Below are 10,939 nucleotides of genomic sequence, written 5' to 3'. Positions count from 1 at the left end.
GAGAAAGTGAGTTTGTAGTCCCCCGCAGCAAGGTTTTTAAACTTGAAGTGACCGTTGTAATTAGTGGTTCTGACCTTGGTGATATCATCGCTAGTGCCAAAGATGCCATCGTTACCAGCCCCGGTCAAAGTAACCTTAACGCCTTCAACTCCTGTTTCTCCTTGATCAAAAATGCCATTACCATTAGCATCAAGCCAGACTTTGTTGCCGATTTCACCAGTTTGGTGATTGACAGGATTGAAGTTCAAAGAGCGTCTAGGTTCGTCAAGGTCAAAGCAGTTATGTCCATGATTATTAAACCAGCGATCACCAAAGTCAAATCTACCAAAGCCAAATCTACCAATGTTGCCCTGGAAATAATTACCCTGAAAATTTCTGGATTGTAGGAATCTGTTTGTGGTTTGTTGGCGGTTATGAAAGAATGTCATTATTTTAAATTTATTAGGATTGATTGACTGAAGTGAATTAACTTTGTTTATCGTATTTGCCTATTACACTATTGAGTAATCTGGCAACTATATAGTTGTATTGATTGGTAGTTTGATTATTATTGCTGTAGTTTATTGATTCCAATAAAATCAGTAATTGTGATTTTATTGTGAGAGAAGATTATATTATTGCTGTGGGGTTAATTTACTCAATGGTAGAAAAAGATGACCATGGGTGTCAATACCAATTACTATAGTTTGGGGATAATTCACAGAAACTTTAAACTGAGCTTATACTTGATTAAAACCATTACAATTTCTTTGAATACGACACATTAATCCAACCATAGGAGCATAAGTAATTATTCATAATAAAAAAAACATAAAGAAAGGCGTTCCATGGAACGCCTCTACTTATAAGCACCTACACAGAATTAATTACCTACTCGCAATTTCTATAAACCTTACATTGTAAGGCTTTGAGTTGTTAAAAATGTGTAATTAATTTTGTGCGCCTGCTTAGTGCCTTATTTATTAATTTGTTTAATTTTCAATTATGTCTATACCAAAGGGAACAGGGAGCAAGGAGCAGGGAATAAAAATTTTAACAATTGGCTTAGGGTATCTAGGGTGCATCTCAATGAATGCATTGAGATGCACCCATCACATTAAAGTAACTGTGCAAAAACGGAAATAGGGATTGAGTAAGGGGTAACATTAAGGGTTTTACCACTCAACTGCTATATTTAGTATTTCAGCTATATGTATATATTGGTGTTTCGATAATGTATAAGTTTTTGGAAAAATTATGCGAGGGAGTCGGGAGTCGGGAGTCGGGAGTCGGGAGTCGGGAGTCGGGAGTCGGGAATATGGCATCAAAAATGATCACTATTGATTTATGGTTTTTCTCACGGGGTGACAAGAAAGCTCAAACCTAGATAGGTGTTAGGTTTTAGGTTTTAGGTGTTGGGTAAAATGAGCCCATCGGAGTCATTTGTATTTGCCAGCAATTGAAGCAATTTTAACCATACAACGTCAATGATAGTTTTAATCAATCCATCCCGTAAGGGCAATCTTCACGCTTCACCTAACCCCATTAACCTAACCCCTGTAAGATTTTTAATTAGCTTGTCACCCCCTGAGATGGTTCTTATAGATTATGGTATAGATTATGCTTACTCAACGGTAGTTAGCTCAATTATGGGTCGGTTAGCGTCGCCTTTCGGGCAAAGCCCGACGCTGCCCGAACGGCCAATCACAAGGGTTGTTAGCTTAATTATGCGTATGGAACGGTAGGAGCGCAACGGTAGAATTACAGCGATGGTGATCTAAGTTATGGGAACGCGCCCCGGGTGACCTAGGGTAAAGGGTAGCGTGGCCATAGGCCAATCGCAACGGTAGTGATTTAAGATTCCCGTTCGGCCAACTCCATCCAACGCTCAGTTGCTGTATCAATTTCTTGAGTCAACGCCTCTAAGGTCTGATAAAGTTTCTGGACTTCACTGGTATTTTTGGGAGGGGATTGATATAGGGTTTTCTCCAACTCAGCTTTCTGAGCTTCCAGTTGGGGAATCTGACTTTCGAGTTTCTCGAATTCCCGCCTTTCCCAATTAGACAGCCGACGGGGTTTGTTATTACTGGATGATTTTTTTGTGGAGGCCTCGACCTTAGAGGATTCAGGCTTTTTACTTTGAGTCTGAGCCATCTGTTGGGCTAGTTTTGCCTCTTCTTCTCGCTTTTTATCGATATAAAGGGAATAATTACCAGGATACTGACGTATGTTACCCTCAGATTCAAAGGCAAAGATTTTATCGACGGTGCGGTCTAGGAAATAGCGGTCGTGGGAGACAATAATCACACAACCATTAAACCCTTCTAGATACTCCTCCAGTACAGCTAGAGTTTGTACATCTAAATCATTGGTGGGCTCGTCAAGAATAAGTACATTGGGAGAACTCATCAGTACTTGTAACAGAAACAAGCGACGTTTCTCTCCTCCGGAAAGCTTATGAATTGGTGCATACTGTTGGTTGGGAGGAAATAAGAAACGCTCCAGCATCTGTGAGGCAGTAATTAATGTACCATCAGCGGTTGTGACATACTCTGCTACGTCTTTTAGGTAATCAATTACTCGCTGATTTTGATTAAGAGCTTCGAGCAAATCTTCTGAATGCTGGTCAAAGTAACCGATATAAATGGTAGACCCAATTTCAACGTTACCAGAATCGGGCTGAATGCGTGCAGTAATAATATCCATTAGGGTAGATTTCCCTACCCCATTCCCACCTATGATGCCAACTCGGTCATCGGGACTAAATTCGTAGGTAAAATCTTTGACCATAATTCTACCGTCATAGCCTTTAGAAACATTGTCTAACTCAATTACTTTCTTGCCAATTCGACGACCAGGGGTAGAAATTTCTACTTTACCCTGAGCTTGTTTAAACTCTTTGGCTTGCATGTCGTGAATACGGTCAATTCGAGCTTTTTGCTTGGTACTGCGAGCCTTTGGACCCCGTTTGAGCCATTCTAACTCTCGGCGCAATACCCCTTGATGTTTCCGTTGAGTACTGATGGCTGATTCTTCAGCTAAGGCTTTTTTCTCTAAATAGTAGGAATAGTTGCCAGAGTAAGTATACAGGTCTCCCCGGTCAATTTCGATAATGCGGTTGGTGACCTGGTCTAGAAAATAGCGGTCGTGAGTAATCAGTAAGATTGCTCCACGATAACTATTTAGGTAACTCTGTAACCACTCTACGGACATGGCATCGAGATGGTTTGTGGGCTCATCCATTAACAATACTTCTGGTTCCGCTAGCAAGGCGGCTGCTAATGCAATCCGTTTACGATAGCCACCAGACAACTGACCAATGGGAGCATCAAAATCAACTATTCCTAATTTACTTAGAATAATTTTTGCCTTTGTTTCTAGTTCCCAAGCTCCTGTGGCATCCATCTGCTGGGTTACACTTGATAGCTGTGCTAGCAGTTGGTTATCCTCGGGATTGTGAGCTAATTTCTGGGAAAGTTCTTCATACTCACGAATCAGAGTCATCTGCTGACCACTATCAGCAAACACTTGCTCTAAAACGGTATGATTGTCATCTAAGTCTGGTTGTTGGGGTAAGTAAACAATTTTAGTTTTGGGATTAATGGAGAGTTGACCAGCATCAATGGGCTCAAGACCAGCAATTATTTTTAATAGGGTCGATTTGCCTGAACCATTAGTGCCAATTAAACCAACTTTATCCATAGGATCTAGACTAAAGGTAGCTTCTTTGAGGATTTCTTTAATCCCAAAGTCTTTGCGAACGGATTGTAGGGTGAAAATACTCATGAAAAATTTATAGGAAAGGGAGTAGGGAGTAGGGAGTAGGGAGTAGGGAATAGGGAATAGGGAGTAGGGAGTAGGTAACAGGTAAAATAAATATGTCTTAAGCTTTACTTCGACTGCTATAAATTTATTTTTAAAAAACCCGCTTTCTAGATAGAAAACGGGTTTTTGTAGTTGTAATTTAACTACTAATACTCAACTGCAAACTATCAAACGTCCCACTAGTAACTAGCATTAAATTAAAGAGTTTTTGATAATTTTATTGACATTTTGATGCTATTGAGGTACGTTGTTTAGGTCAAAGATAAAGGGAACACTGCTATTCCTATCACCACCAATAACTAGAACTTTAGGCATCTGAGCCCCACCTTCTCGCCAAGCTGCGATCGCTTCTTTCTGGAGCACCAGTTCACCCCCTTGAGCTTTGAGGGTTTCGGCCAAAAGTCGTTGAGCTTCTGCTTTACCCTGAGCGCGATTAATTTCTGCTTGAGCTTCTTGCTCAGCCTGCTGTGCTATATAGACAGCTCGTTGGGCTTGTTGTTCAGCTACCTGTTTTTCTTCAACTGCCTTGGCAAATTCCCTAGAAAAATTCAGGTCAATGACACTAGTATCCAATACTTGGACATCATACTTGGCTAACCTTTCGCCCAAAGCCTTATCAAAATCTTCCTTTAACTGACTCCGTTGAGTAATGGATTCTTCAGCAGTACGAAGTGCGGCAGCAATTTTAAATGACTCTTGAGTCTGAGGGGCAATAATTGTGGCCACTAGATTCTGTAGAGTTCCTTGTTTTCGCCTGATGCTAACCACTTGACTGGGATCGAGGCGGAAGTTGATGGCAAATCGAGCGGTCAAATCCTGAAGATCCTTTGTGGAACTCTGGGCTGGGACTTCAAACTTCTGTACGGTGACATCATACACATCGACTATAGAGACGAAGGGCAGTTTGAAGTGGAGACCCTCAAGCAGAGCGCCATCTCTAGCTTTACCCAAAATACTAAGGACTCCAGCCTGACCAGGATTAATGATTACAAAACAATTAAAGGTGAGGAGAATAACTAATGCTGCGATAATCCCCCCGACTAAAGATTGCCAATTTTGTGGATTTTGGTTCCTCAAGTTTTAATCTCCTTTTAAATTCTCCCCCGGATGAATCACAGGGGAATTAAGCCCTGATGTTACCAGATCGGGCATTTGCCACGTCTCGTAACCCTTATGGGATCATATCTTCAGCATACTAGAAAAGTTCGTCTATCAGCTATCAGCTATCAGCTATCAGCTATCAGCTATCAGCTATCAGCTATCAGCTATCAGTGATCAGCTTTTAGCTTATGGGTCACAGACTTCTAGCCTGTGCCACGCTAGTTGAGGTGCCACGCTAGTTGAGGTGCCAAAGGCCAACGGCTGACCACTGACCACTGACCACTGACCACTGACCACTGACCACTGACTACTGACTACTGACTACTGACCACTGATAGCTGACCACTGACCGCTGACCACTGACCGCTGATCTCAAAACCCTATATCTTCCCTAGCTAATTGGGCTGCTAAAAATACCTCTTGATCGGACTTTTGTTGCCAATCTAGCTCCCCAATTTCCTGATAAAATTGTTGATCGTAAGCACGAGTCTTGACTACGACTGGCATTGGTACTGCATGTCCTAAAATTAAGGCTTGTTGTTTAGAATCTAACTTAGCTAAGACCGAACGCAAACTTTGGCCACCAGACACCCCAGTAAAAATTGCTTCAATATCTTTATCATCATTTAGTAAACAAGTAATCCGAGTTCCAATTTGAGACATGACTTCGTTATCAATGCCAGAAGGACGCTGGTCTACGACTAACAAGGTTACAAAATACTTGCGCATTTCACGGGCAATAATCCCAAAAATTGTTTGCCTTACTGTGGCTGGATCTAGGAAACGGTGGGCTTCTTCAATGGTAATCACTAGGGGACGGGGGCGATCGCTGGCATTTTTTGACTGCAAAAATATCTCGGCTTTTCTGACATAACTGCTATGAATACGACGGGTAATTAAATTAGTAGCTAACATATAGGAAAGCATGTTGGATTGGGAACCAAATTCTACGACAACATGCTTCCCGGCATCGAGAGATTCTAAAATTCGCTTGACATAATTATGGGGACAAGCACTGCGGATATATTTTAATTCATCCAATCGGCTTAATTTGCGCTGTAATGCCATAATTGAGGATTTGTTGCCTCGTTTTACTTCGCAAAATTCCTGGATTTCTTCATTGGTCATGGATAACAATTGTACAATCCAGGATTTGCCAAATTCATTGCGTAAAATAATGGCATTTTCTAGACTAGCTTCAGAAAGATTTAACTCTCCTCGGACTAGGTTAATATCTTCTACTTCAATCTGGTCATAACTTAGATAAAGCTCTTGGGCATCCCGAATCCCTCGTCGTCTGGTGGATTCTGGGTCGAGGGTATAAACTTGTACCTGGGATGGAAAAAGCTGGCGCAATCCTTTGACTGTACTAAATTGTTTCCCTTCCGATACGGCTTCCCAGCCATATTCCGAGTGCATATCAAAAATTAAATTTACTGCTGCTTGCCTACGGATAATCCCAGATAGCAGTAGCCGAGTTAGAAAAGATTTACCAGTGCCAGATTTACCAAAAACCCCGTTACTCCGTTCCACAAACCGATCCAAGTCAATGCATATGGGTACTTCCATGTCAAGGGGTTGACCAACGGAAAAATTCCGGCGATGGGGGTCATCTTCTGAGCCAAAGACTGCCCGAAAATCCCGTTCACTAGCATCGAAGACTTGAGAAAAGTGGCTGGGAATTGTTTTTACTGGTAACAATTCCATCTCTTCGCTACTTTGAGCTTGAAAGGAGCCTAAGGGACTTTTTCCATTTAGTTCCACTGACTGTTGTGATTGGGACTTTTGTGGCGTAAACATTAGCATGGGGGTTAGATTAATCGTACCGTAGGTGCCACTACCTGCGAGTACATCCCGTAGAAAGTCATCATTGGGATTAGGAGGATTAACCAGAATCCGCTGACTGGAGGTTCCCAAAGATACATCGGTGAGCATACAGAAGAAACGCGATCGCATTCCCTGAACCACCAGAAATTTCCCCACCCGCATATCTTCTACGGAGACATCGGGGTGTAATCGCACTTCCAATCCAGCAGACAGAGAGCCTTGAATAACTGAACCTAAAGGTTGACTTAAATCCATTACCATAATTCTAGGACTATTGCAATCCTAAATCATTTGGGTTATGGGGAGTCGGGAGTCGGGAGTCGGGAGTCGGGAGTCGGGAGTCGGGAGTCGGGAAAAGTTTTTAAACAGAGTTAACGATTCAAGGGAGTCATTGAATTATTTTTCTTTAGAGATTAGCTAGCCTAAATCGAGAATTAAATAAATTTAACTATAAATTAAGATAGTTTGAAATGTCCGACCTGAAGAATTTTCAGCTATCAGCTAATGCGCTACTTGAGGTGCTACTTGAGGTGCTATCAGCTATCAGCTGATAGCTGATAGCTGACCGCTGACTGCTTACGGTCAATTATGATTACTCGATATCAATTGATGTGGGTTGAGAATCGCTGGGAGTATTGGAAACTAAGGGTTTGCGATAATCAGCATAAATGCGATCGCGCCAAGCAAAAAAGGTTTCATAGAGGTTACTATCGGCAAAGCCAGGAATCCCTTGACCTTTATATTGCTGGGGGATATCGAGATAATTCCCATCGGGGAATTTCAGGAGCAGACTTAAACCAGCTACGGCAAAATCTGCTAAGCAAGGGGAGTTGCTGACTAGATAAGGACTATCCAGGAGTAACAGACTCAAGGCTTCTAGGTCTTGCTTGAGACCATCTTTGGCTTCCTTGACGGCATCAGTGCCACAACCGACACCAAACCCTAGAATATCTAAAAATTCCGAGGGTACCGAACCAACTACTGTTTTGAGCACATCAGGGGTTTGGTTCGGTAAGACGGATTTGCGGAAGTCGGGATTTTGGCTCAATGCGCCATAGACCACTTTCCGGCTCTTGGTACCAATGGATTCATCTGCCCATTCTTCGATCAGTAAGCAGAGTCCTCGTTCTTTGGAATCGGTAGGGATGATGGGTTTGTCGGGATATTTGCGATCTAAATACATTGCGATCGCAGTGGAATCGCTAATCACGGTATCCCCATCTTTTAGCACTGGTACCTTACTTTGACCAGACAGTTGGAATAGTTCTAACTGTCCTACTCCTGGGGTTACCTCAATTTTGCGATAGTCCAGCTCTTTGTAATCCAGAATCAGTCGTACTTTCTCTGAGTATTGGGACAGTTCAAATTGATACAACTCCAGCATTTTGGATCTTCTCGCTGTTGATGTGGGACACTATGATACTTTAGCGCTTTCAGATGAAGAGACAAGGGTGTGGGGTGTGGGGTGTGGGGTGTGGAGAGTGGGGTGTGGGGTGTGGGGTGTGGGGTGTGGGGTGTGGGAAGATGGGGAGATGGGGAAATGGGGAGATGGGGAGATGTGGAGTGTGGGAGATCAGGAAAGTATAGCGCTTTCTAATCTAATCAGGTACACAGGATTTTTTAACTATTCCCTGTTCCCTGTTCCCTGTTCCCTGTTCCCGATTCCCCACTCCCGATTCCCGATTCCCGATTCCCGATTCCCGATTCCCGATTCCCGATTCCCCACTCCCGATTCCCGATTCCCTTCCTATAACTCCAACGAAACCCCTAGTTTGGGAGTGATGACTTTGGTAGGCAGGTTCTGCTGGAGGAGTTGCGATCGCAATTCTTCGAGACTCCCCACTTCCCGCAGCACAGAAGCCAAAACCCCTTGATACTCTACAATTTCATCGGCTGCTGTGGGCAGAAAGACTTGGGGTTGTAACCATTGCGCCAACTGCAGTGCTGTTTTATGGCCTTGAATGACTGGCCCTAGTAACGGTAATTCTAAGGTCACCGCTGGGCTAATCACGATATCAACTGGGGCATAATCCTTGACTTCAGCAGGGGGATAGCCATGAGGTTCGTAGTAAAGACTTTTACCACTATCCAACTGCTTGATCAGATAGGCATTTTCCTGCTGGAATGGACCAATGGGTGCTCCTGGCAAGGCTCGGATTTCTATGTGATCTCCTAACGCAACGGTTTCACCAGCAGTAAGGGTAGTTACCTGGGTATAACCTAGCTGTTTGACTACCTTTGCTGCACTAGTAGAGGCCACCACTGGAATAGTTTTGTCTAATTTTTCCAAGGTTGGGGTATGGGCGTGGTCTTCTAAGCCTTGGGAGAGCAAAATTAGGTCAATTTTATCGGGAATGCTGTTAAGTGCTTCGGGTTTGTCCCCTTTAAAGAACCAAGGTTGGTTGCCAAAGACCAATGAACCTACTAACCAGGGGTCAATCAGAATCCGTTGCTCTGGGAGTTCCAGTAGCCAGCTGTTTGCGCCGAAATGGGTGAGATACATATGTATAGCTGTTGTCAATTAGGTGAGGTACAAATTTTTTGGTTTTAGGGAGCAGGGAGCAGGGAGCAGGGAGCAGGCAAGAGGCAAGAGGCAAGAGGCAACTTGACAACTTACAAGCTTACAACCTTGGCCTATTGGCCACGCTACGCGAACAACTTACAACCTTACAAGCTTACAACCTTGGCCTATTGGCCACGCTACGCGAACAACTTTCTAACCTTGGCCTATTGGCCACGCTACGCGAACAACCCTCAACTTTCAACTTTCTAACCTTCATCATCCTCTTCAAAATTAACGCCTTCGTAAATATCACTAAAGTTAAGTTTAAAGTCGATAGTACTTAATTCCAAAATTCCATTTTCTGCGGTTTGCTCAGTGAGTAACCATTGTCCTTCACTGGTTTTGGTATGTTGAATCACATGATATCTGGCTTGGTCTATCAATATATATTCTTTGAATTGGGGAATTGATCGATAGTAGAGAAATTTTTCTCCTTGGTCATAGTTTCTGGTAGATTTAGATAAGACTTCAACAATTAGCAAGGGATTCATGACAGTAGTCTTACCTTTTCCGGTATAGATGGGTTTCCCCTTAATTACCATAAGATCAGGATAGGTATACTGGCGATAATCAGGTATCCACAAGCGCACATCACCGATATAAATATCGTAGTCTTGTCCTTTTAAGGCAAACTTCAAGTTAGCTGCAAAATTGAGAGCAATTTTATTATGATTTGTAGTGCCTCCAGCCATCGGTACAATTTCTCCATCCCGATAGTCACTTTTATAATCAGCAGCTTCTTCTAGTTCTAAATATTCGTCTGCTGTGTAATAGCGTTTTTTGTCTTGTAATAGCATAGTGCTTTCCTTTGATAATTTCTCATTTAGAATGAAGAATTGAGAAGTAATAATGAAGAAGGAAGAATTGATAAGGAATAATTGATAAGGAATAATGAAGAATTGAGAAGGAAGAATGAATAAGGAATAATGAAGAATTGAGAATTGTAAATTCTGCCGTCTTAGAGGATATCTGAAAAGTTTTTTGATACTGAATTTTGCCCCCCTAGCCCCCCAATTCTGGGGGGAACAAGAATCAATTGGCTGGTATAAGTCCCCCAAACTTGGGGGATTTAGGGGGCTTATATGTAGCCAATGAGACTTCTCAGACAACCTCTTAATTATCAATTCTTAATTCTCAATTATCAATTCTTAATTCTCAATTCTCCATTCTTAATTCTTAATTCTTAATTCTCCATTCTTAATTCTACATTCTACATTCTTAATTCTACATTTCTTCCCTAGGAAGATCGCCTAGATCAAAAACAATGATGAATTGAGCATCCGGCATTAATCGTTTCAGAGCCTTTAAATGCCCTTCCGCATCAGAACGATTGCGAAAGCGACCAACAACAACTCGCTGCATCTTTGGTAACAGGCGAACGATGGCCCAGGGGTGTAGGCGATGAGAATAAGTCATAATGTAGAGTGTCTCCTTTCATGGGGGGAACCTAGTGCAGCGCGGTAGAAATGCTTGAGCAGCTGCGGATAATGGTGAAACAGAAGGATGAACCGCTGACCCACTCGATGCTCAGCTCATCCGATTACACTCTTCACAACTAGGCTATGCCTAACCCCCATCCCTTGAGGATGCAATGAGCACGGTAACAGTGAACCAGCTGAGGGCATGATGTCTTCTCAAAAAAAG

General features: G+C 42.6%; 12 protein-coding genes. 2 read left to right on the top strand and 10 right to left on the bottom strand.

The window, feature by feature from the left end; genetic code table 11:
- From F6K46_RS40180 to F6K46_RS18230, 5 genes are all read right to left on the bottom strand, one after another.
- Nucleotides 1–428: SdrD B-like domain-containing protein (locus F6K46_RS40180; RefSeq protein WP_366664717.1), on the bottom strand; the 428-nt coding region annotated here is incomplete at its 3' end.
- Between the two features lie 754 nt (nucleotides 429–1,182).
- A complete protein-coding gene (locus tag F6K46_RS18245; RefSeq protein WP_293061762.1) occupies nucleotides 1,183–1,317 on the bottom strand; it encodes a hypothetical protein in 135 nt (44 codons plus the stop codon).
- A gap of 516 nt (nucleotides 1,318–1,833) precedes the next feature.
- Nucleotides 1,834–3,765, bottom strand: coding sequence for an ABC-F family ATP-binding cassette domain-containing protein (locus F6K46_RS18240; RefSeq protein WP_293061760.1), 1,932 nt, complete (start codon nucleotides 3,763–3,765; stop codon nucleotides 1,834–1,836).
- Nucleotides 3,766–4,038: 273 nt separating this feature from the next.
- Nucleotides 4,039–4,881 (bottom strand): prohibitin family protein, encoded by an 843-nt coding sequence (locus F6K46_RS18235; protein WP_293061758.1) that lies wholly within the window; start codon nucleotides 4,879–4,881, stop codon nucleotides 4,039–4,041.
- Between the two features lie 396 nt (nucleotides 4,882–5,277).
- Complete coding sequence (locus tag F6K46_RS18230) at nucleotides 5,278–6,987, bottom strand: ATP-binding protein (RefSeq protein ID WP_293061814.1); 1,710 nt, start codon at nucleotides 6,985–6,987, stop codon at nucleotides 5,278–5,280.
- 43 nt (nucleotides 6,988–7,030) lie between these two features.
- Here F6K46_RS18230 and F6K46_RS18225 point away from each other — a divergent pair, with 43 nt between their 5' ends.
- A complete protein-coding gene (locus F6K46_RS18225) occupies nucleotides 7,031–7,153 on the top strand; it encodes a hypothetical protein (RefSeq protein ID WP_293061754.1) in 123 nt (40 codons plus the stop codon).
- A 171-nt stretch (nucleotides 7,154–7,324) separates the two neighbouring features.
- Here the strand turns inward: F6K46_RS18225 and F6K46_RS18220 are convergent, their stop codons facing one another.
- The 3 genes from F6K46_RS18220 to F6K46_RS18210 form a co-directional block, all read right to left on the bottom strand.
- The gene (locus F6K46_RS18220) at nucleotides 7,325–8,116 is read right to left on the bottom strand and encodes a glutathione S-transferase family protein (RefSeq protein ID WP_293061751.1); all 792 of its coding nucleotides are present in this window, start codon (nucleotides 8,114–8,116) and stop codon (nucleotides 7,325–7,327) included.
- A gap of 363 nt (nucleotides 8,117–8,479) precedes the next feature.
- A complete protein-coding gene (locus tag F6K46_RS18215; protein WP_293061749.1) occupies nucleotides 8,480–9,235 on the bottom strand; it encodes an MBL fold metallo-hydrolase in 756 nt (251 codons plus the stop codon).
- Nucleotides 9,168–9,344 carry a hypothetical protein gene (locus tag F6K46_RS18210; protein WP_293061746.1) on the bottom strand — a complete coding sequence of 59 codons (177 nt, stop codon included), beginning with the start codon at nucleotides 9,342–9,344 and terminating at the stop codon, nucleotides 9,168–9,170. The genes F6K46_RS18215 and F6K46_RS18210 overlap by 68 nt, the downstream gene beginning before the upstream one ends.
- Here F6K46_RS18210 and F6K46_RS18205 point away from each other — a divergent pair.
- A complete protein-coding gene (locus F6K46_RS18205) occupies nucleotides 9,338–9,505 on the top strand; it encodes a hypothetical protein (protein WP_293061744.1) in 168 nt (55 codons plus the stop codon). The two genes, F6K46_RS18210 and F6K46_RS18205, sit on opposite strands and share 7 nt — an antisense overlap.
- Here the strand turns inward: F6K46_RS18205 and F6K46_RS18200 are convergent.
- Together F6K46_RS18200 and F6K46_RS18195 are read right to left on the bottom strand one after the other, a co-directional pair.
- Nucleotides 9,502–10,092, bottom strand: coding sequence for a Uma2 family endonuclease (locus tag F6K46_RS18200; protein ID WP_293061742.1), 591 nt, complete (start codon nucleotides 10,090–10,092; stop codon nucleotides 9,502–9,504). The two genes, F6K46_RS18205 and F6K46_RS18200, sit on opposite strands and share 4 nt — an antisense overlap.
- Before the next feature lie 427 nt (nucleotides 10,093–10,519).
- Nucleotides 10,520–10,711 (bottom strand): hypothetical protein, encoded by a 192-nt coding sequence (locus tag F6K46_RS18195; protein WP_293061740.1) that lies wholly within the window; start codon nucleotides 10,709–10,711, stop codon nucleotides 10,520–10,522.
- Between the last annotated feature and the right edge of the window lie 228 nt (nucleotides 10,712–10,939).

Origin of the sequence: Moorena sp. SIO3E8, assembly GCF_010692445.1 — a bacterium.
Lineage (GTDB): Bacteria > Cyanobacteriota > Cyanobacteriia > Cyanobacteriales > Coleofasciculaceae > Moorena > Moorena bouillonii.
Note: the sequence above shows the minus strand (reverse complement) of the source record. Positions and strands in the feature narration are given on the sequence as shown.

Coding starts and splice junctions, on each gene's coding strand:
- F6K46_RS18240 (WP_293061760.1), bottom strand. CDS start 3,765: ATGAGTATTTTCACCCTACAATCCGTTCGCAAAGACTTTGGGATTAAA.
- F6K46_RS18230 (WP_293061814.1), bottom strand. CDS start 6,987: ATGGATTTAAGTCAACCTTTAGGTTCAGTTATTCAAGGCTCTCTGTCT.
- F6K46_RS18225 (WP_293061754.1), top strand. CDS start 7,031: ATGGGGAGTCGGGAGTCGGGAGTCGGGAGTCGGGAGTCGGGAGTCGGG.
- F6K46_RS18220 (WP_293061751.1), bottom strand. CDS start 8,116: ATGCTGGAGTTGTATCAATTTGAACTGTCCCAATACTCAGAGAAAGTA.
- F6K46_RS18215 (WP_293061749.1), bottom strand. CDS start 9,235: ATGTATCTCACCCATTTCGGCGCAAACAGCTGGCTACTGGAACTCCCA.
- F6K46_RS18200 (WP_293061742.1), bottom strand. CDS start 10,092: ATGCTATTACAAGACAAAAAACGCTATTACACAGCAGACGAATATTTA.
- F6K46_RS18195 (WP_293061740.1), bottom strand. CDS start 10,711: ATGACTTATTCTCATCGCCTACACCCCTGGGCCATCGTTCGCCTGTTA.